General features: G+C 72.9%; 16 protein-coding genes and 1 pseudogene. 10 read left to right on the plus strand and 7 right to left on the minus strand.

What is annotated here, in order from left to right; genetic code table 11:
* Positions 1-12 precede the first annotated feature (12 nt).
* On the minus strand, positions 13-195 hold the full coding sequence (locus tag ACMCNN_RS31555; RefSeq protein WP_412744083.1) for a hypothetical protein: 183 nt from the start codon (positions 193-195) through the stop codon (positions 13-15).
* Positions 196-411: 216 nt separating this feature from the next.
* On the opposite strand from ACMCNN_RS31555, the gene fbaA reads away from it, so the two are divergent.
* Both fbaA and ACMCNN_RS31565 read left to right on the plus strand, forming a co-directional pair.
* Positions 412-1,437, plus strand: coding sequence for a class II fructose-bisphosphate aldolase (gene fbaA / locus ACMCNN_RS31560; protein ID WP_412744084.1), 1,026 nt, complete (start codon positions 412-414; stop codon positions 1,435-1,437).
* Positions 1,438-1,541: 104 nt separating this feature from the next.
* Entirely contained in the window at positions 1,542-2,090 is a 549-nt protein-coding gene (locus ACMCNN_RS31565; RefSeq protein WP_412744085.1) for a hypothetical protein, read from the plus strand.
* On the opposite strand, the gene ACMCNN_RS31570 is transcribed toward ACMCNN_RS31565, so the two are convergent.
* Positions 2,087-3,280, minus strand: coding sequence for an LOG family protein (locus ACMCNN_RS31570; RefSeq protein ID WP_412744086.1), 1,194 nt, complete (start codon positions 3,278-3,280; stop codon positions 2,087-2,089). The two genes, ACMCNN_RS31565 and ACMCNN_RS31570, sit on opposite strands and share 4 nt — an antisense overlap.
* A gap of 116 nt (positions 3,281-3,396) precedes the next feature.
* On the opposite strand from ACMCNN_RS31570, the gene ACMCNN_RS31575 reads away from it, so the two are divergent.
* On the plus strand, positions 3,397-3,819 hold the full coding sequence (locus tag ACMCNN_RS31575; protein ID WP_412744087.1) for a DUF3151 domain-containing protein: 423 nt from the start codon (positions 3,397-3,399) through the stop codon (positions 3,817-3,819).
* A 48-nt stretch (positions 3,820-3,867) separates the two neighbouring features.
* Here ACMCNN_RS31575 and ACMCNN_RS31580 read toward each other — a convergent pair whose 3' ends face one another.
* The 3 genes from ACMCNN_RS31580 to ACMCNN_RS31590 all read right to left on the minus strand — a co-directional run bounded on the left by ACMCNN_RS31580 (position 3,868) and on the right by ACMCNN_RS31590 (position 8,795).
* Entirely contained in the window at positions 3,868-5,772 is a 1,905-nt protein-coding gene (locus tag ACMCNN_RS31580) for a chromosome partitioning protein (RefSeq protein WP_412747349.1), read from the minus strand.
* 645 nt (positions 5,773-6,417) lie between these two features.
* Positions 6,418-7,500: a diacylglycerol kinase family protein gene (locus tag ACMCNN_RS31585; RefSeq protein ID WP_412744088.1), complete on the minus strand. Its 1,083-nt coding sequence runs from the start codon at positions 7,498-7,500 to the stop codon at positions 6,418-6,420.
* Between the two features lie 2 nt (positions 7,501-7,502).
* Positions 7,503-8,795, minus strand: coding sequence for an adenylosuccinate synthase (locus ACMCNN_RS31590; RefSeq protein WP_412744089.1), 1,293 nt, complete (start codon positions 8,793-8,795; stop codon positions 7,503-7,505).
* A 176-nt stretch (positions 8,796-8,971) separates the two neighbouring features.
* On the opposite strand from ACMCNN_RS31590, the gene purD reads away from it, so the two are divergent.
* Complete coding sequence (purD, locus tag ACMCNN_RS31595) at positions 8,972-10,213, plus strand: phosphoribosylamine--glycine ligase (RefSeq protein WP_412744090.1); 1,242 nt, start codon at positions 8,972-8,974, stop codon at positions 10,211-10,213.
* Between the two features lie 54 nt (positions 10,214-10,267).
* On the opposite strand, the gene ACMCNN_RS31600 is transcribed toward purD, so the two are convergent.
* Positions 10,268-10,717, minus strand: coding sequence for an SCP2 sterol-binding domain-containing protein (locus tag ACMCNN_RS31600; protein WP_412744091.1), 450 nt, complete (start codon positions 10,715-10,717; stop codon positions 10,268-10,270).
* 128 nt (positions 10,718-10,845) lie between these two features.
* Between ACMCNN_RS31600 and ACMCNN_RS31605 the strand changes: the two genes are divergently transcribed.
* The 6 genes and pseudogenes from ACMCNN_RS31605 to purL all read left to right on the plus strand — a co-directional run bounded on the left by ACMCNN_RS31605 (position 10,846) and on the right by purL (position 18,247).
* Entirely contained in the window at positions 10,846-11,478 is a 633-nt protein-coding gene (locus ACMCNN_RS31605) for an ArsR/SmtB family transcription factor (RefSeq protein ID WP_412744092.1), read from the plus strand.
* The gene (locus tag ACMCNN_RS31610) at positions 11,475-12,785 is read left to right on the plus strand and encodes an MFS transporter (RefSeq protein ID WP_412744093.1); all 1,311 of its coding nucleotides are present in this window, start codon (positions 11,475-11,477) and stop codon (positions 12,783-12,785) included. Before ACMCNN_RS31605 ends, ACMCNN_RS31610 begins: the two co-directional genes overlap by 4 nt.
* Entirely contained in the window at positions 12,782-14,203 is a 1,422-nt protein-coding gene (purB, locus tag ACMCNN_RS31615) for an adenylosuccinate lyase (RefSeq protein WP_412744094.1), read from the plus strand. The genes ACMCNN_RS31610 and purB overlap by 4 nt, the downstream gene beginning before the upstream one ends.
* 182 nt (positions 14,204-14,385) lie before the next feature.
* Positions 14,386-14,640 carry a phosphoribosylformylglycinamidine synthase subunit PurS gene (purS, locus tag ACMCNN_RS31620; protein ID WP_130509738.1) on the plus strand — a complete coding sequence of 85 codons (255 nt, stop codon included), beginning with the start codon at positions 14,386-14,388 and terminating at the stop codon, positions 14,638-14,640.
* Positions 14,637-15,302, plus strand: a pseudogene (gene purQ, locus ACMCNN_RS31625) (phosphoribosylformylglycinamidine synthase subunit PurQ); the annotation flags it as partial. The gene purS and the pseudogene purQ, both read left to right, overlap by 4 nt.
* Before the next feature lie 203 nt (positions 15,303-15,505).
* On the plus strand, positions 15,506-18,247 hold the full coding sequence (gene purL, locus ACMCNN_RS31630; protein ID WP_412747350.1) for a phosphoribosylformylglycinamidine synthase subunit PurL: 2,742 nt from the start codon (positions 15,506-15,508) through the stop codon (positions 18,245-18,247).
* Positions 18,248-18,426: 179 nt separating this feature from the next.
* Here the strand turns inward: purL and ACMCNN_RS31635 are convergent, their stop codons facing one another.
* Positions 18,427-20,421, minus strand: coding sequence for a carboxypeptidase regulatory-like domain-containing protein (locus tag ACMCNN_RS31635; protein ID WP_412744095.1), 1,995 nt, complete (start codon positions 20,419-20,421; stop codon positions 18,427-18,429).
* Positions 20,422-20,648: the final 227 nt, after the last annotated feature.

The following is a 20,648-nucleotide window of genomic DNA, read 5'->3' on the forward strand; positions in this document are numbered from 1 at the left end:
CCGTCGCCGCGCTCAGCGGTAGTCGTCGTCGAACGGGACCTCCTGGGCCTGTTCCTGCGCGTCCCAGTCGGGCGCCTCCAGGTCCTCGGGGACCCGCGGCTCAGCGACGTCGTCCCACCGGGGATCCGCGATCGCGGCCTGCTCGGCGGCGTCGGCCTCGGGGGCCTCCACATCGAGGTGGTGCGGCTGGGTCATCGTCGCTCCCTCCGGTGGGGCGGACTGTGCCTTCCACGGTACGACCGTCACGGCGGCTTGCGGAGCCCGATCCCGCCGGATGGGCACCGGGAAACGGGGCGATTTCCCCCGACACCGGTGGCTGCGGAATACTGCCTGCTGGAGGACAGCGCGGTCCTGCCCTCTGGCACCTCCGGTCGTACGCACTATCCGTACGCAAGATCAAGGAGATCACCGATGCCCATCGCTTCCCCTGAGGTCTACGCCGAGATGCTCGACCGCGCCAAGGCCGGCGCGTTCGCGTACCCCGCGATCAATGTGACGTCCTCGCAGACGCTGAACGCGGCCCTGCAGGGCTTCGCGGAGGCGGGCAGCGACGGCATCATCCAGATCTCGACGGGTGGCGCCGAGTACGTCTCCGGCCCGACCGTGAAGAACATGGTCACCGGCGCGGTCGCGCTCGCCGAGTTCGCCACCGAGGTGGCCAAGCACTACCCGGTCAACATCGCGCTGCACACCGACCACTGCCCGAAGGACAAGCTCGACGGGTACGTACGCCCCCTGCTGGCGATCAGCAAGGAGCGCGTGGCCGCGGGTAAGGCCCCGCTGTTCCAGTCGCACATGTGGGACGGCTCGGCCGTGCCGCTGGACGAGAACCTGCGGATCGCCGAGGAGCTGCTGGCCCAGGCCGCCGCCGCGAAGATCGTCCTGGAGGTGGAGATCGGCGTCGTGGGCGGCGAGGAGGACGGTGTCGTCGGCGCGATCGACGAGAAGCTGTACACCACCGTCGAGGACGCCATGGCCACCGTCGCCGCGCTCGGCTCGGGCGAGAAGGGCCGCTACATGGCCGCCCTGACCTTCGGCAACGTGCACGGCGTGTACAAGCCCGGCAACGTCAAGCTGCGCCCGGAGATCCTCAAGGAGATCCAGGAGGCGGTCGGCGCCAAGGTCGGCAAGGAGAAGCCGTTCGACCTGGTCTTCCACGGCGGCTCCGGCTCGCTGCTCTCGGAGATCCGCGCCGCCCTCGACTACGGCGTGATCAAGATGAACATCGACACCGACACCCAGTACGCCTTCACCCGGCCGGTGGCGGACCACATGTTCAAGAACTACGACGGCGTACTGAAGATCGACGGCGAGGTCGGCAACAAGAAGACCTACGACCCGCGCGCCTGGGGCAAGCTGGCCGAGAACGGCCTGGCCAAGCGCGTCGTCGAGGCCGCCGAGCACCTGCGCTCCGCCGGCACCACGTTCGCCAAGTAATCATCCGGTCGCGGCCGGTCCCCGTACGCGGGACCGGCCGCTTCCGTGTTTGCGGCCCGCCGCCGCGGCCCGGGTACGATCGTCCGGTTATCGACCGGTGGTAGGTGATCGTGCTCGGCATCGAGGGTTACGAACCCGAGTGGCAGCACGACGCCGAGGCGCTGGCGGCGGTCCATCGGCAGCGCTTCACGCGGCTCATCGGCCGGGAGCTGATGGCGGGCTGGCTGATGTGGGACATCTCCGCCCGTGGCTGGTTCGCCGACGGCCCGGTGATCCTCGGCTTCGCCGGCCCGAACGGCCTCGGCGGCGCCAACGTGGAGATCACCCACCGCAAGTTCGACGAGTGCGCGATCACCTGGGACCAGGTCGACATGACCGCCCCGATCGACTGGTTCGGCACCGGGATCCAGCTGGACTGGCGCGCCGACCCGCACGCCGCGCTGCGCCGGGCCCGCGGCCGGGTGCTGCGCGAGGTCAACATCATCGAGCGGATCACGGTCGCCGACTGGCTGCCCAGGGTGCTGCACGCGGTGGAGTTCCGGTTCGACGGGGCGCGGCTGGCCGTCTACAACGCGATGGACGAGAACGGGCTGACCGACGTACCCGACGTGGACCTCCCGGTGAACAGCTGGCGCCGGGTGCGGGTGGCCTAGCCGGTCAGTGCCGTCATCGCCTCGTCGAGGGAGTCGGTGACCACGATCAGGCCGGACTGGTCGCCGTGCGGGGAGCGGGCCAGCAGGGGGCGCAGCAGGTCCTCGACCGGGAGCCCGGACCAGTGCGTCGTGCCCAGGAACACGAATGCGCCGCTCGGGCCGTCGGTGCGGTAGAAGGTCTTCGTCGCGGCCTGGAACACCTCCTGCACGGTGCCCGCCCAGCCGGGCGCGAACACGATGCCGCCGCGGGACAGACGCAGGATCGAGTCCTCGCGTACCGCGTTGGAGAAGTACTTGCCGATCTGGCCCGCGAACAGGTTCGCCGGCTCGTGGCCGTACAGCCAGGTGGGCAGCGCGAGGCCGCCGTGGGTGAGCCGCGCGACCACGTCTCCGGCCGCGGACGTCGGGGCCTGGTACGCCGCGCGCACCTGGAGCGCCGCCGCCGTGTACGGATCGTGATCCCGGAAGTCCGGAGCCGCCGCCAGCATCGCGATCGCCGCCGCCAGCTCACTCTCCGCGCGGCTGGCGAAGTACGCGCCCAGGTTGGCGGCCTCCATCACCCCCGGGCCGCCGCCGGTGATCACCAGGCGGCCCGCGTTGGCCAGCCGCCACGCCAGCGTCGCGGCCATCCGGTACGCGGCGGACCCGCGGGGCTCCGCGTGCCCGCCCATGATCCCGACCGCGCCGCTGATCCCCACGGTCCCGTCCGGCCCATGCGCCCGCACCCACGCGTTCAGGGCCTTGCCGAGCGCGTTGTCGATGCCCGCGTCGTGCAACCGCTGTGCCAGCGCCTCGCGGATGTCCGGGGCGGCGCCGCCGTGCTCGCCGAAGTGGTCGTAGACGACCGTGTCGTACATGCCCGCGAAGCCGTGCCGTTCGAAGCCGAACGACAGGTCCTCCGGGGTGTAGAGCTGCGCCGGGTGGGTCGGGTACGGCCGGGCGTCGAACGGCGGGATCAGGTGGGCGCCGCGCCGGATCAGGTCGATCTCCACCTCGGCAGAGGACAGCCGGCATCCCACGAAGAGGGTGCCGTGGACGTCGACCCCGCTCAGGTCGGGCGGGTCCTCGTCCAGCCGCAGGCCCAGCAGGATCAGGCGGGCGATGGAGCCCCTGGCCAGGTGCCCGTCGAGTTCGGCGCGCGACTCGATCTCGTACGCGGTCGCGTCGAACGGCGTCTCGTCGCCGAACACGGGTTGAAGTGGATCACCAGGCACTCCTAGGAGGTTAGCCGCCGGATCCCGAGCCGGGGCCCGGTCCGCGTGGACCCCGGCGGCGCGGGCACCGGGCGAACGGGTTGAATGGGTTCATGCAGAACCTGCTTCCCGAGCCGCCCGCCACCCGCCTGCCCGCCGACGACGAGGCGGACAAGGCCCTCGCCGAGGCCGCGCAGATCGGCACGGACGCGGCGTACGAGGCGGTCGCCGCCCGGTTCCCGGCGTCCAGCGGTGGCTGGGCCGCACTGGCCGAGAGCGCGCTGGCCGCGGGGCGCACCGTGCCCGCGTACGCGTTCGCCCGCACCGGTTACCACCGTGGCCTGGACGCCCTGCGTCGCAACGGCTGGAAGGGGCACGGCCCGGTCCCGTGGTCGCACGAGCCGAACCGGGGCTTCCTGCGCTGTCTGCACGCGCTGTCCCAGGCCGCGGCCACGATCGGCGAGTCCGACGAGGCGGCGCGGTGCGCCCAGTTCCTGCGCGACAGCGACCCGGCCGCCGCGGACGCCCTGAGCTGAGGTCGACCAGCCCCGGCACTGAGGTCTACAAGCCCTCAGTGCTGAGGGCTACAGGCCCTCGGCAACCGCGGCGGCGATCTTGAGCCAGGCGTCGCGGGTATTGGCGGACAGTTGCCCGTAGCGCAGCGGCTCGCCCGAGTCGATCAGCCGCTCGTACGGTGCCAGCAGCACGGCCCGGGTGCGGGCCGCGAAGTGCCGCTGGATCGCGGGCAGGTCGATGTCCTTGCGGGTCGGGGGCATCGACACCACGCTGACCGCCTGCCGGACCAGCCGCTGGCGGCCGCTCTGCTCCAGGTGGTCGAGCATGCGCGCCGCCGTCTCGGCCGAGTCGTTTCGGGCGGACATGGTGATGACGAGCTGGTCGGTGGCGTCCATCGCCGCCTGCCAGTTCTGCGCCCGTACGTTGTTCCCGGTGTCTACGAAGATCAACTTGTAGAACCGGCTGACGATCTCCCGGATCTCGGCGAACGCACTGGCGGTCAGCATCTCACCGGCGGTCGCGGACTCGTCCGAGGCCAGCACGTCGAACATGCCCTCGCCCTGGGCGCGGACGTACTGCGACAGGTCGCCGACCCGCCCGTGCGACCCCCGGAACAGGTGCAGGTCGCGCATCATGTCGCGGACCGTACGGGCGTGGAAGTCCTGCTGCGCCCGCATGCCGAGCGTGCCCTGGGTCTCGTTGTTGTCCCAAGCCAGCACGTATCCGCCGCGCTTCTGCCCGAACGTCATCGCCAGCAGCAGCACCGCGACCGTCTTGCCGGCACCGCCCTTCGGGTTGACCACGGTCACCTGGCGCAGGCCGCCGAAGTTGCGCCGTACCTTCTCGACGTCCTGCTTGTACTCCAGCTCGCGCTTGCCCGGAGCCAGCCGGAGCAGGCCCATGGTGCCCTTGGTGACGATGGCGCGGGCGCCCATCGTGGCGGTCGGCTCCGGTGGCTTGGCCAGCCGGCGCCGGGCGAACTCCTCGGCCGTCGGGGTCCCGTCGGAGACCCACGGCAACTGCTGGAACGGATCCATGGTCGGCTGCTCGCCACCGGCCTGCGGCTGGTGCACCTGCGGGTGTGGGGCCACGGCCCGCGGGTCCACCCCCGGCGGGTACGGGCCCGGCGGTGCCTGCTGCGGAGTGCGGCCGCGCGGGTCTCCCGGCTGCTGGTCGGCCGGCCAATGCTGAGGACCGGGCGCCTGCGGGCCGGCCCCGTGCGGGCCGTGTCCCTGGGCGGGCTGGGCGTGCGGGCCCTGGGGGCCGTTTCCGTGTGGGGGCTGCGGGTGCGGGCCGTTTCCGTGTGGGGGCTGCGTGTGCGGGGTCTGCGGGCCGTTTCCGTGTGGGCCCTGCGGGTGCGGCCTCTGGGGGCCGTTTCCCTGTGTGGGCTGGGCGGGTGGGACCTGCGGTCCGGTGCCGTGCGCAGCCGGCTGGCCCGGTCGCTGGGCCGGCCCGGAGGGGGCCCGGGCCGCTCCCGATTGGCTCTGGGCGGACCCGGACCAGGTCTGCGCGGCGGGTGCCGGCGGCCCGGCCTGGGCGGGCCGGGCCGGCGCAGACCCGGACTCAGCTGACGTCTCGCGCGTGGCGGGCCGGGTGGCTTCGGGCTGCGGCACCGGAGGAACCGGACCCGGCCGGTAGACCGGACCCGCCGGTTGCTCCTCGGCGGGCGCCGGGCCACGCCGCGGGCTCACGGTCGGGTAGTGGGTCGCACGGTCGCCACCGAGATATGTCCCGCCCGAGCGGCCCTGCGCCGGTCCGGGCTCGGCGTGGCCGGGCTGGATCGGGCCTGCCTGGGCGGGTCGGGGATGGGCGGGTCCGGGATTCGCGGGTCCGGATTGCGGGGCCGCTGGTTGGCCCGGCCCCGGATGCGCTGGTCGTGGACCGGTATGCCCGGGCGCGGGGTGGTCGGCCTGCCCGGGAGACGGGTGGCGGTACGGCGGCTGGGCCCACGGCGACGCCGCCTGCACGGTCACGGCATCGGTTGCCGGGCCGCCGATCGGTCCGCCGGCCTCGGACGAGCCACGCTCGGACGAGCCGCCGGACACCGGGGCGACGGGGGACTCGGCGCCGGGCACCGATCCGTTGAGACGGGCGCTCGATCGCGGCGTACCGGTGGCCGTCATGTCCGGCCCGGGTTCCCCTCCGGCTCCGGAGACCGGTGCTGTACCGGTCGCGGGGGCCGGTGAGGTGGGGCCGGTCTGCCCCGACACGGCGTGGCCCGGGCCCGACACGGGTGCGTTGCCCGAGACGACGCCGGGCCACCCCCGCGTGGCCGGGTCGGCGGCGGGCGCCGACGGGAACGACGGTGCCGCTGCCCGCGGCGGGTCGACGCGCGGTGGCGAGGGCACGACGGGGCGGTCCACCGGGCGGTACACCCCCTGCTCCGCCGGGGGGTGGGTGCCGGACAGGGGAACAGCGGGCGGCGCGGCGTGCGGGACGGGTTTTCCGCCGTGCACGGGGGCGTTCAGCTCCTCCGGCGGCCAGAACGGTTCCACGTCCCGGGCTGGGGGCGTGCCGTTCGAGCCCGGGACGTAGACGCGGTCAGCGTTTTCGTCCTCCACGGGTGCTACCTCCGGTATTTCTCGTACCTCAGTTCGTACTCAGAGTTGCACAGCCAGTCAGCTGGCGTACACCGCCCAGACTCCGGGTTCGGTCCACCACGAGCGCTTTCGGCTCATCGTCCCGTCCACCCCGTCGTCGAGAAACGGCAGGTCACCGTCGCGCGGAAGGATACTGACGGCGCGGCCGCGGGCGCGGCGCACCTCCACGCGTACCCGTGTTTTCCGCAGGCGCTGCTTGACCGTTACCGGCACCGCGACCGCGACCTCGACCCGGCCGTCGGCGGGGTCGACCCCGGTGAGCAAGGGCAGGCCGTCGAATTCGGCGTACCCGGAGCCGTTGCCGATGGCACACGCGAGCACCGGGTCGTCACCGTCGGTGAGCACGGCGTCGTCGACCTCGACCCGGCCCCGCCACGGCACTGCGCGGCCGCTGCCGTCGGCTCCGCCGACCAGCGCGCCGTCCAGGGTGACCGACCCGCCGTCGTTGCGAAGCAGGTCGAGGCGGCGCACGGTGCCGCCGAGCGCGGCCGCGGCCACCGCGGCCGGCTCGCGGGGCAGGCCGAGCTGGGCGGCCAGGTCTGTAGTGCCGCCCGGATCGAGCGGCAGGATCGCCACGGGCGGCAGATCCGGCACGGTACGGCCGTCGGCCAGATCGGCGGGGCGCCGGCTGGGCGGCGGTGCGTAGCGCCGGACCAGGCGGCGCAGCACCGCGCGCAGCTGGCCGTCGGCCGCGGTCGCGATCACCAGCCGCAGCTTGCTGTCCGCGTCGGGCCACGACAGGCCATCGGTACGCGGCTCCGCGTCGAAGCGGGCGATCACCGCATCGATCTCGGCGTCGGAGGAGGCCGTGACCATCTCCACCCGGGCACCCGCGTCACGCAGCGCGTCCGCGCAGGCCAGCACCGGGGTACGCGCCAGTCCCTGGCGTGGCGCGCACACCTCGTGGTCGCCGCACGCCCCATCACCCGAGCCGCACGCCCCATCACCCGAGCCGCAGCCGCCATCACCCGAGCCGCAGCCGCCCTCGGCGCAGCCGCCGGCGCTCTGGGCCGAGGTGCCGCCTTCCGCGCCGCAGCCGCAAGCGGCGCCGCAGCCGCTGCCTCCTCCCTCAGCGAGGCTGAGGATCACCACGTCGTACACGGTCAGTCCTCGCCCAGCATGGAGTGGCGCTCGATGGCCGCCTCGCGGCCGGGGCCGACACCCACCACGGAGATGCGCGCGCCGATGCGCTGCTCGACGTACTCGACGAAGCGTTGCGCGTCCTTGGGCAGGTCCTCGAACGTCCGGCAGCCCGAGATGTCCTGCTGCCAGCCGGGCAGCGTCTCGTAGATCGGCACGGCGTGGTGGAAGTCGGACTGGCTGACCGGCATCTCGTCGTGCCGCACGCCGTTCACCTCGTACGCGACACAGACCGGGATCTCGTCCAGCTGGTCGTAATTGTCCAGTTTGGTCAGGACGAAGTCGGTGACGCCGTTGATGCGCTGGGCGTACCGGGCCATCACCAGGTCCAGCCAGCCGATGCGGCGCGGGCGGCCGGTGGTGGTGCCGTACTCGTGGCCGACCTCACGCAGGTGGTCGCCGAACTTGTCGTGCAGCTCGGTGGGGAACGGTCCCTCACCGACCCGGCTGGTGAACGCCTTGAGCACGGCCACCACCCGGTCGATCCGCGTGGGCGGGATGCCGGCACCGGTGCAGGCGCCGCCGGCGGTGGCATTCGAGCTGGTCACGAACGGGTACGTGCCGTGGTCGACGTCGAGCAGGGTGGCCTGGCCGGCCTCGCAGAGCACCACCTTGCCCGCGTCGATGGCCTGGCTCAGCTCCAGCGCGGTGTCCGCCACCATGGGGCGCAGCCGGTCGACGTAGGACAGCAGCTCGGCGATGACCTCGTCCGGCTTGATCGCGCTGCGGTTGTAGATCTTGCTGAGCACCTGGTTCTTGAAGCCGAGCGCGGCCTCCACCTTCTGCCGCAGGATCGACTCGTCGAACAGGTCCTGGATGCGCACGCCGAGACGGTTCATCTTGTCCGCGTACGTCGGGCCGATGCCGCGGCCTGTCGTGCCGATCCGCCGGGCACCCAGGAACCGCTCGGTGACCTTGTCGAGAGACCGGTTGTACGACGCGATGACGTGGGCGTTCGCGCTGATCCGCAGCCGGGACGTGTCGATGCCGCGGGCTTCCAGCGCGTCGATCTCCTGGAACAGCACGGAGAGGTCGACCACCACGCCGTTGCCGATCACCGGCGTGACTCCGGGGCTGAGGATGCCGCTGGGCAGCAGGTGCAGGGCGTACTTCTCGCCGTCGATGACCACGGTGTGGCCGGCGTTGTTGCCGCCGTTAAACTTGACGACGTAGTCGAGACGGTCGCCCAGCAGGTCGGTCGCCTTGCCCTTGCCCTCGTCGCCCCACTGGGCGCCGACCAACACGATCACTGGCACTTCGGGTCCCCAAGCCTTCTGTCGAACATGCTTCCGGCGAACGCGTACGCGGAGAGGCCCGGGTACTGCCGAAGTTTACGCGAATCTGCTACCGGCCCACCGCCCCCGCGCCCACCTGGTGATCAAGGGCCACCGCCCCGCCTCATGACCGGATGCGGAAAGTAGGATCGGCGGACGTGCGCGTACTTCTGATCGGGTCCGGGGGGCGCGAGCACGCGCTCGCACTCGGGCTCACCGCTGACCCTGCCGTCCAGCTCGTGGCCGCCCCCGGCAATCCGGGCATCGCCGAGGTCGCCGAACTGCGGGACGTGGTCGCGACCGACCCGGCCGCGGTGGCCGCGCTCGCCGTCGAGGTGGGTGCCGACCTGGTCGTGGTCGGTCCGGAGGCCCCGCTGGTGGCGGGCGTCGCGGACGCCGTACGCGCCAAGGGCATCGCCTGTTTCGGGCCGTCCGGCGCGGCCGCGCAGCTGGAGGGCTCGAAGGCCTTCGCCAAGGACGTGATGACGTCCGCCGGTGTGCCGACCGCCCGGGCGTACGCCTGCACCATCGAGGCAGAGGTCGATCAGGCGCTCGACGAGTTCGGCGCGCCGTACGTGGTGAAGAACGACGGGCTGGCCGCGGGCAAGGGTGTCGTGGTGACCGAGGACCGCGCGGCCGCGGTGGCGCACGCCCGCGACTGCGGCCGGGTGGTGATCGAGGAGTTCCTGTCCGGCCCGGAGGTGTCGCTGTTCGTGGTGACCGACGGGACCGCCGCGGTGCCGTTGATGCCCGCGCAGGACTTCAAGCGGGTCGGCGACGGCGACGCCGGTCCGAACACCGGCGGGATGGGCGCGTACGCGCCGTTGCCGTGGGCGCCGGCCGACCTGGTGGACCGGGTGATGGCCGAGACGGTGCACCCGACGCTGGCGGAGATGCGCCGCCGGGGCACGCCGTTCGCCGGGCTGCTCTACGTGGGGCTGGCGCTGACCCCGAACGGGCCGAAGGTCATCGAGTTCAACGCCCGGTTCGGCGACCCGGAGACCCAGGTCGTGCTGGCGCTGCTGGAGACGCCGCTGGCCGGGCTGCTGCGCGCCGCCGCCACGGGCGAGCTGGCCGCGCACCCACCGCTGCGCTGGCGTCCGGGCGCGGCCGTGACCGTGGTGGTGGCGAGCCACAACTATCCGGGGACGCCGCGTACCGGTGATGTCATCACGGGTGCGGAGGCCCCCGGGGTGATCCACGCGGGGACGGTGCGGCGCCCGGACGGTGTGCTGGTATCGGCGGGCGGCCGGGTGCTCAGCGTGACCGCGACCGGGCCGGATCTGGCGGGCGCCCGCGAAGCCGCGTACGCGCTGGTCGAGGGGATCACCCTGGACGGCTCGCACCATCGCACGGACATCGCGCTGCGGGCCGCCCAGGGGCAGATCACCGTGCCCTGATCGGGCGGGTCCTCGTCGGGCCGGGATCCGGCCCGTCGGCGGGTCGAAGAGGGTTCAGCTCTTCGGCAGGTCGAAGAGCTTCGCGACCTGGGCGGCGAGGCCGAGGTCACCCTTCGCCTTGATCTTGCCGGTCATGAACATCATCATCGGGTTGCCGTCGCCCGAGACGACCTTGAGGAACGTGACCGGGTCCATGGTCATGGCCAGCTTCGGCTCGCGGGCCGGCTGGTTGGTGACGGTGCAGGCACCGTTCTCGATCACGGTCTCGTAGGTGTCGTCACCTGCCGCGCCGCCGGTGATCGCCCAGTGGATGACGGCCTGGGTGTTGCCGGCCTTGTCCGCGCGGAACAGCCCGGGCATCCGGTCGAACACCTCGTCGAGGATCTTGCCGCGGTCGTCGGACGCCATGACCTCGGCGATCTTCGCGTCCGGGGTGGACTTGACGAGCTGCGCGAACTCCTTCGGGCCGATCGAGGCGAGCGACTCGGAACTGAAATCAGTCATCGTGGACCTTTCGCTGTGAACGCCGGACCTACTCGCGAGTAACCTTAGCGATGTTGCCTTCCTTGCGCAGTCTGCCACCCCCAAATATCTGTTGGACAGTCGGCCCGGCCGCCCCTAGACTGCCCAACATGTCTTTGGGAGAAGGGCCGCGCGACCAGCCCCCGCGCACCGCACGACGGGCCGCCACCGATCGGCACGAGCCACCCGCGGCGGAGACCGAGCGGCGGACCGCCCTGCGGGCCACCGCCCACCCGGTCCGGCTGCAGATCATGTCGCTGCTCACCGGCGCACCGCTGACCGCCGCGGAGGTCGCCCGCGAGCTGGGCCTGACCCACGCCAACGCCAGCTACCACCTGCGCACGCTGCTGGCCGCCGGGATGGTCGTGCCCGCCGGCGAGGAGCGCATCCGCGGCGGCATCGCGAAGAGGTACCGGTACGACACCGCCCACGACCTCGCCACTCAGCGGGCGCGCGGGCGGTCCTCCGACACCGCCGATCGCGCCATCTACCCGGCACTCGCCAACGAGCTGATCCGGCGCAGCGCCCAGGCGCACTTCCCGGAGAACAGCACGAATCTGATGGCCGACGCCGAGGTCTGGATCGACCCCGAGATCTGGCGCGACATCCGGGACCGGATCGCCGAAGCGGCCCGCGACCTGCACGATGCCGCCCGGCCGCCGCGTACCCCGGGAACCGTACGGACCAGCACCACCGTCGCCATGTTCGAGATGGCGTCTGCCGACCCGGACGGGCTCTCATGATCCGCGAGACACTCGCCCCGCTCCGGCTGCCCGGGCTGCGCCTGCTGCTGCTGGGCCGCACGATCAGCGCGCTGGGCAACGCATTCGCCCCGATCGCGCTCGCCTTCGCCGTCCTCGACCTCACCGGCTCGGCCGGCGCCCTCGGCCTCGTCGTCGGCGTGCGCACCGCGGTCAACGTCCTGTTCCTGCTGTTCGGCGGGGCGCTCGCGGACCGCCTGCCCCGGCACCTGCTGATGGTCGGGGCGAGCCTGGCCGCGGCCGCCACCCAGGGTGCGGTGGCCGCCCTGGTGCTCACCCACACCGCCACCGTGCCCACCCTGGTGGCGCTGTCGGCGGTGAACGGCGCGGTCGGCGCGCTCATGATGCCCGCCTCGGCGGCGGTCCTGCCGCAGATCGTCCCGCCCGACCTGCGCCAGCAGGCCAACGCGCTCAACCGGCTGTTCCTCAACGGCGCCGCGATCCTCGGAGCGCCGGTGGGCGGGATCGTGGTCGCGGGCATCGGGCCGGGCTGGGGCATCGCCGTCGACGCCGTGACCTTCCTGGCGGCGGCGCTCTGCTACGCCCTGCTGCGGCTGCCCGCCGGGCCACCGCCGGCCGTCGCCGAGCCACCCGCTGGTGCGGAGCCCGTCGCGGGCGAGCCGGTCGCGGCGACACCCGCACGCAGCGGCATCGTCGCGGAACTGCGGACGGGCTGGACCGAGTTCGTGTCCCGCACCTGGCTGTGGGTCGTGGTCGCCGGATTCTGCGTGGTGAACGCGTGTCTCAGCGGCGCGTTCATGGTGCTCGGGCCGGTCGTCGCCGACGCCACCATCGGGCGCCGCGCGTGGGGTCTCGTGCTGGCCGCCGAGACCGCCGGAATGATCCTCGGTGCGCTGCTCGCCATGCGGGTCCGTATGCGGCGGCTGCTGCTGTTCGGCACCGCATGCACCGGCTTCGTCCTGCTGCCGGTGCTCACCCTCGGCATCGCCCCGCACCTCGCTGTGCTGTGCGCCGCCACGTTCGTCGCCGGGCTGGGGGTCGAGCAGTTCGGGATCGCGTGGGAGACCACGATGCAGGAGCACATCCCCGCGGACAAACTCGCCAGGGTCTATTCGTACGACATGGTGGGCTCGTTCGTGGCGATTCCGGTCGGTCAGGTCGTCGCGGGACCTGTCGCGCAGGTCGTCGGTGTGCGGCCCACGCTGATCGGTGCGGCGGTGCTCATCGCCGTCGCGGTGCTCGGCATGCTGAGCAGCCGGGACGTCCGTCACCTGGAGCATCGGGTCCCGGAGCGGGCACCGGCGCCCATGGAAGAATCGCGGGCGTGACCGTACCGAACGTCCTCGCCGCCCGCTACGCCTCCGCCGACCTCGTCGCCCTGTGGTCCCCGGAGGAGAAGATCCGGATGGAGCGCCGGCTCTGGCTGGCCGTGCTGCGCGCGCAGCGCGACCTCGGCGTCGCCGTGCCCGACGGGGTGGTGGACGCGTACGAGCGGGTCGTCGACCAGGTCGACCTGGACAGCATCGCGGAGCGGGAACGGGTCACCCGGCACGACGTGAAGGCGCGCATCGAGGAGTTCAGCGCGCTGGCCGGCCACGAGCAGATCCACAAGGGCATGACCTCGCGCGACCTCACCGAGAACGTCGAACAGCTGCAGATCCGGGCGTCGCTGGAACTCGTCCGCGACCGGGTCGTCGCCACCCTGGCCCGGCTCGCCGCGCTGGCCGTCGAGCACGGCGACCTCGTGCTGACCGGGCGCTCGCACAACGTCGCCGCCCAGGCCACCACGCTGGGCAAGCGGTTCGCGAGCGCGGCAGAGGAGCTGCTCATCGCGTACGAAAGGCTCGATGATCTGATCGGGCGCTACCCGCTGCGCGGCCTCAAGGGCCCGGTCGGCACCGCCGCCGACCAGCTCGACCTGCTCGACGGCGACGCCGCGAAGCTGGCGGAGCTGGAGCAGCGGGTCGCCACCCACCTGGGGTTCCGGCGGGTGCTGGGAAGCGTCGGGCAGGTCTACCCGCGCTCGCTCGACTTCGACGTCGTGTCCGCGCTCGCCCAGATCGTTGCGGCGCCGTCGTCGCTGGCCACCACGATCCGGCTGATGGTCGGCCAGGAGCTGGTCACCGAGGGCTTCAAGCCGGGCCAGGTGGGCTCGTCGGCGATGCCGCACAAGATGAACACGCGTTCCTCCGAGCGGGTCAACGGCCTCGCCGTGATCGTCCGGGGCTACCTGTCCATGGTCGGTGAGCTGGCCGGCGACCAGTGGAACGAGGGCGACGTCTCCTGCTCCGTGGTACGCCGGGTCGCGCTGCCCGACGCGTTTTTCGCCACGGACGGGCTGTTCCAGACGTTCCTCACGGTGCTCGACGAGTTCGGCGCGTACCCGGCGGTGATCGCTCGTGAGCTGGACCGCTTCCTGCCGTTCCTGGCCACCACGAAGATCCTGGTCGCCGCCGTACGCGAGGGCGTGGGCCGGGAGGTCGCGCACGAGGTCATCAAGGAGCATGCGGTGGCCGTGGCACTGGCCATGCGGGAGAAGGGCGCTGCCGACAACGACCTGTTCGACCGGCTGGCCGCCGACGGGCGGCTCGGGCTGTCCCGCGCCGAGATCGACGCCCTGGTCGCCGACCGGGCCGCGTTCGTGGGCGCGGCCCCCGCCCAGGTTCAGGCGGTCGCCGCGCGGATCGCGGAGATCGTCGCGGCGCACCCGGAGGCGGCCCGCTACGCCCCCGCGCCGATCCTGTAGACGCGTCCCTGGTCACGCTCGGTGAAGGGGCGGAGACGCCCACCGAAGTTCCCTGTTCAGCACGTGTGATCGTCGGCCTGCCGACACCGGCCGATACGCCGTGAGAGAACGTCACAGGGTAGGCTTTGGCCGCTCGCCCCGTTCCCGGGGCACCCGCTGCGCACCTACAGTCAGGAGTGCCCGTGTCCCGCGTCGTCGTCGACGTCATGCTCAAGCCGGAGATCCTTGATCCGCAGGGCCAGGCGGTCGCCAACGCGCTGCCGAGGCTCGGGATCTCCGATGTCTCCTCTGTCCGCATCGGCCGGCGCATCGAGATCGAGTTTGCGGGTGAGCCCGATCTCGACCGGGCCCGCGAGATCGCCGACAAGCTGCTGGCCAACCCCGTGATCGAGGACTTCTCGATCCGCCTCGACGACACCGTTGCCGAGGGCGCGTGACCATGCGGATCGGTGTGGTCACTTTTCCCGGTTCGCTCGATGACGGCGACGCCGCCCGCGCGGCGCGCATCGCCGGGGCCGAGGTGGTCCGCCTCTGGCACGGCGACCCGGAGCTGCACGGCGTCGACGGGGTGATCCTGCCCGGCGGCTTCTCGTACGGTGACGCGCTGCGCTGCGGTGCCATCGCCCGGTTCGCCCCGGTGATGGAGACGATCGCGGACGCCGCCCGCGGTGGCATGCCCGTACTGGGCATCTGCAACGGCTTCCAGATCCTCTGCGAGGCCCACCTGCTGCCGGGCGCGCTCACCCGTAACCAGCACCTGCACTTCCGCAACCGCGACCAGTGGCTGCGCGTGGAGGCGACCGGCACGGCGTGGACGAACGCGTACGCGCCGGGCCAGGAGATTCTGATCCCGGTGAAGAACGGTGAGGGCTGCTTCGCCGCCGACCAGCGCACCCTCGACGAGCTGGAGGCCGAGGGCCGGGTCGTCGCCCGCTACCTGCGCGGCAACCCGAACGGTTCCCAGCGCGACATCGCCGCGATCACCAACGCGGCCGGCAACGTGGTCGGCATCATGCCGCACCCGGAGCACGCGGTGGAGGCGCTGACCGGCCCGTCGCTGGACGGCCTGGGCTTCTTCACCTCTGTGCTGCGGCACCTGGCGGGGGCCGGGCAGGGAGCGGCACTTGTCGGCGCGCAGGCCCAGGGGGGACCCGGCGCGTCGGTCGTAGGGGGACAGGGCGCGCAGGCCGTGGCAGGCCATCTCGCAGGGGACCGGGGCGCGCAGCTCGCAGGGGGACAGGGAGCACAGCGATGACCACGCAGCCCGAGACCGCGACCAGCGGCACGGCCACGCCGCGCGGGGTGCCCAACCAGCCGCCGGCCGCGTCGGCCGGACCGGCCAAGCCGTCCGGGTTCGCGGCCACGGACGTGCTGGTGAACCAGTTCGACGGCGGACCGGACACGGTGGAGCGCGCGCTCGCCACGCCGGAAGAGCTGCAGCCGCACACCGACCTGGGCCTCAAGGACGACGAGTACGATCGCATCCGGCAGATCCTCGGCCGCCGCCCGACCGCGTCCGAGCTGGCCATGTACTCGATCATGTGGAGCGAGCACTGCTCGTACAAGTCGAGCAAGGTGCACCTGCGCCAGTTCGGCGAGAAGGCGCCGCAGAACACCCGGATGCTCGCGGGCATCGGCGAGAACGCGGGCGTCGTGCAGATCTCCGACGACCTCGCGGTCACGTTCAAGGTGGAGTCGCACAACCACCCCAGCTTCGTCGAGCCGTACCAGGGCGCCGCGACCGGCGTCGGCGGCATCGTGCGCGACATCCTCGCCATGGGCGCCCGCCCGATCGCGGTGATGGACCCGCTGCGCTTCGGTGCGGCCGACCACCCCGACACCGCCCGCGTCCTGCCCGGCGTCGTCGCCGGCGTCGGCGGGTACGGCAACTGCCTGGGCCTGCCCAACATCGGCGGCGAGGTCGTCTTCGACCCGTGCTACCAGGGCAACCCGCTGGTCAACGCGCTGAGCATCGGCGTGCTGCCGGTAGAGCGGTTGCAGAAGAAGGAAGCCGCGGGCGTTGGCAACGTTGTCGTCCTGCTCGGCGCGCGTACCGGCCGCGACGGCATCGGCGGCGTCTCCGTGCTGGCGTCGGCCACCTTCGACGAGGGTGCCGAGCAGCGCCGCCCGTCGGTGCAGGTCGGCGACCCGTTCATGGAGAAGCTGCTCATCGAGAGCTGCCTGGAGATGTACGACGCGGGCCTGGTCGTCGGCATCCAGGACCTCGGCGGAGCGGGCCTGACCTGCGCACTCACCGAGACCGCCGCCGCGGCGGGCACCGGCATGCGGATCTACCTGGAACGCGTGCCGCTGCGCGAGCCGTCGATGTCGCCGACCGAGATCCTGGCCAGCGAGTCGCAGGAGCGCATGCTGCTCATCGTCGCGCCGGACAAGCTCGACGCGGTGCTGCAGACCGCCGAGAAGTGGGGCGTGTGGGCCACCGCGATCGGCGAGGTCACCCCGAGCGAGACCCCGGGCCTGCCCGGCCGCCTCGTGATCAGCTGGAACGACTACACCGTCGTCGACGTGCCGCCCGGCTCGCTGGCCGACGACGGCCCGGTGTACGCCCGCCCGCTGCGCGAGCCCGCCGACCTGATCCTGCTGCAGGCCGACCGCGCCGAGACCCTGCCCCGGCCGTCCACCCCGGACGAGCTGCGCGAGACCCTGCTGCGCATGGTCGCCTCGCCGAACCTGTGCGACAAGACCTGGGTCACCGAGCAGTACGACCGGTACGTGCTCGGCAACACCGTCCTCGCCCAGCCCGAGGACGCCGGGGTGCTGCGCCTCGACGAGCAGACCGGCCTTGGGGTCGCGCTGTCCGTCGACGGCAACGGCCGCTTCGCCCGGCTCGACCCGTACGAGGGGGCGAAGCTGGCGCTGGCCGAGGCGTACCGGAACGTCGCGGTGAGCGGCGCCGAGCCGGTCGCCGTCACGGACTGCCTGAACTTCGGCTCCCCCGAGGACCCGGCCGTCATGTGGCAGTTCGCCGAGGCGGTGCGCGGCCTGGCCGACGGCTGCCAGCAGCTGGGCATCCCGGTCACCGGCGGCAACGTCAGCTTCTACAACCAGACCGGCGCGGCGGCGATCCACCCCACCCCGGTCGTGGGCGTCCTCGGCATCCTCGACGACGTCGCGCGCCGCGTACCGATGGGCTTCCGGACGCCGCCCGCGGCCGACGGCGACCTGCTGTTCCTGCTCGGCGACACGGCCTGCGAGCTGTCCGGCTCCGAATGGGCGTGGGTCACCCACGGCCACCTCGGCGGCCGACCGCCCAAGGTGGACCTGGCGCAGGAGCAGCGGCTCGGTGCGCTGCTGGCCGCCGCCTCCGTGCGCGGCCACGTCGTCGCCGCGCATGACCTCTCCGACGGCGGTCTCGCCCAGGTGCTCGTGGAGTCCTGCCTGCGCCGCACGGTCGGCGCGCGCGTCACGCTGCCCGCGCAGGAGGGCGAACTCACCGCGTTCGTCCACATGTTCAGCGAGTCGGCGGGCCGGGCCCTGGTCGCGGTGCCGCGCGGACACGACAAGGCGTTCGTCGCGCTCGCGGCCGAACACCAGATCACGTGTACGCCGCTCGGCGCGACCACCGCGGAGCCCGCGCTGGAGCTGCAGGGCCAGTTCACCATCGGGCTGGACGAACTGCGGGCCGCGTACTCGGAGACGATGCCTCGCCTGTTCGGCGGTGCTGCCGAACTCACCGCGCGGCAGGCGGCCGAGGCGGCCGTGTCCCGGCAGGATGAGGCGGCGCCGGCCGGCGTCACGGGCACGCAGAAGTCGGCCACGACCGGCCCGCAGGGTGAGTCCGCCGACGAGGTGACGGACAACGCAGCGTCCCCGGCCGAGACGGCCGTCACGGATGAGGCCGCACCGCCGGCGGCATCGGCCTCCGCGTCGACCGCACCGGCCTCCGCGGGTGCCGCTCCGGAGGCGCGGCAACTGTCCAGCGACGACAAGACGCCGGCCGGTGGCAAGACGGAGACCGACGCCAAGACGGAGACCGTCGGTGAGTCGGCTGCGGGCGGCAAGGCGGACGGCGCAGGCGACTGACGCCGCCGATACTTTCCGCCCAGACAAGCAACACCGCGCCACGGCGAGCCCCGGCCCGCCGTGGCGCGTTGCTGTTCGCGCGCCTTTCCGCACCAGCCCACCCGCCCGGCCGCTAGCGGCCTCCGGAACGCCGAAGGCCGACCCCGTCTCCGGAGTCGGCCTTGGTGTGAACGCGTGGATCAGCCGTTATGCCACTGCTGCGTCGGTGGCCCGGCCGGGCGCCCACCCTGCTCGTAGTACTCCTCGTCGTCGCGCCGTCCACCACGACCCTGGCCCTGGCCCTGGTCGGGCGCGCCGCCATAGCCACCGCCGGGGCGGCCGTACGGGGCGCGGGCGTCGTACCCGCCGCCCTGGCCCGCGTATCCGGGCCCGCCCTGGTCGGGGTATCCGGGTCCGCCGGCGGGCTGGCCGTAGCCGGGTGCGGGAGCGTAGCCGTCACCCGGGCCGTACCCGGCGGGCGGCGGGGCGTATCCGCCACCGGCCGCGGGGGCGCCGCCGTACCCGCCACCGGCGGGCGGTGCGCCACCGGCCTGGCCCGCCCAGGCGCCGTAGCCGCCCTGGTCGGGTCCGCCGCCGGGAGCGGGCGGGTAGCCACCGGGCCGGTAGCCGCCGCCACCCGCGTCGGGGCGTGCGCGCCCGGCCGGCGGGTACTCCGGCTCTGCGCCGTAGCCCTGGTCGCCGTAGCCCTGGTCGTAGCCGGGGCCCTGGTCGTAGCCGCCGCCTCCGGGCTGCGGCCGGTACATGCCGGTCGGCTCGTCGTAGCGCTGCTGCGGTGCACCGCCGCCGTAGCCGTCGGCCGTGCCGTAACCGCCGTACCCGTCCTCGTGGTCCGGGGCGGCCGCGTAGCCGTAGTCGTCGTAGCCGCTGGCCTGTGCGGGCACGGCCGCGGCGCCGTACTGGCCGCCGCCGTAGCCCCCGGCCGCGCCGGCCGCTGCGCCGTACGCCCCGGCGGCCCCGGCAGCGGCGGGAGTCGCGCCCCAGCCGCCCGGGCCGGCGTAGCTGCCCTGCGGCAGCGGCGGCGCGCCGTACGGGTCCGGGAACTCGTCCACCGCCGGTACGGGCTGCTGCAGCATGGTCGGCGCGTCCCGGATCGACGGCGCTGCCGTGACCATCGTGGCCTCGGCGGCGCTGCTGCCGGCCGGTGCGGCGACCCGGGTCGCGTCGCCGCCCGGGTACCGGTTGGGGCTCTGGGCGGCGGCACCGGCGGCGCCGTCGCTGTCGTCGTTGCCCTTGCGCCGCAGGAGCACCAGCACGATCGCGCCGATCCCGGCGGCCACGAGCAGTCCACCGAGGATGATGAACAGCAGGGAGCCGGAGCCGCTGTCCTGCTGGCTGGCGGCGTTGGTCGGCTCCGGGTTGCCGGCCGCGGGCGCCTCGGTCGGCTCGGTCGGGGTGTCGACGGCCGCGTCCGTGGACGGCGCCGTGCTGGCCGTGGCGGTCGCCGACGGCGTCGCGGTCGGCGTGGCGGCCACGGAGGCGAGGGTCAGCGGCACGTTGATGGCCCGGTTCGCCTCGCCCTGCACGTTGACCGTGACCGTCCGGTAGCCGGACTTGGCCGCGCCGACGATGATGTTGCCGGTGGCGATGGGCTGCTGATCCGACGAGGTGAACTGGTAGCCGCCGTCGTTGTTGCTGGTGGTGCTGTACCGGTGCCCGGCGTTGTCCTGCAAGCCCACGGTGGCACCGGACAGGGCCTTGCCGTCCCCGTCCTTGACCCGCCCGGAGATCTGCCGCACGGTCTTGGGCTTGTCGGCACCACGCACGGTCACGGTCTGCGACGCGTTGTTGGTCTCGTCGCCGAGGGTCGCGGTGACCTGGACCGTGACCGTCCTGGTCTGGCCCGCGTCGACCTGCGGGGCGGTCAGCTGAGCGGTGAAGCTCTGGCTCTGCCCGGCCTCGATCTTGGCGGCCGGGCTGCAGTCGCCGCCACAGCCCATGCCCGTGACCGACACGCGGATGGTCGTGTCGCCGCCGGGCGCCCCGTTGTTGGCGTTGGTGATCGTGTACCTCACCGTCGTGCGGCCGCCGGATGGCAGTTCCGTGGACGACAGGCTGTCGATCGACACCGTCGGCGGATCCGCGTGGGCCGCCGATGGGGCGATCACCAGGATCCCGCCGGTCAGTGCCAGGAACGCACCGGCCTGGACAGCCCGGGCACGTAGGTGCGTTGTCACGTCCACCGCCTTCCGGTCGCACGGTCTCCGGCTACTGAGGTTGCCCGGTAGATCCCGCGACGAGTACACACCGTCGGTCACTATGCCTTGTTCACCGTCTTCTGCGCGACCCAGGGCCGCCGAGCAATATTCGTAGGCCGGGTCGTATCGTCCCGTCGTGTCCCGTGCGCACAATAAATCCGAGTCCCTGGCGGCCGTGGTGGACGCGCTGAGCCGCGGCCTTCAAC

The organism is Krasilnikovia sp. MM14-A1004, assembly GCF_047159485.1.
In the GTDB taxonomy this organism is placed as follows: Bacteria; Actinomycetota; Actinomycetes; order Mycobacteriales; family Micromonosporaceae; genus Actinoplanes.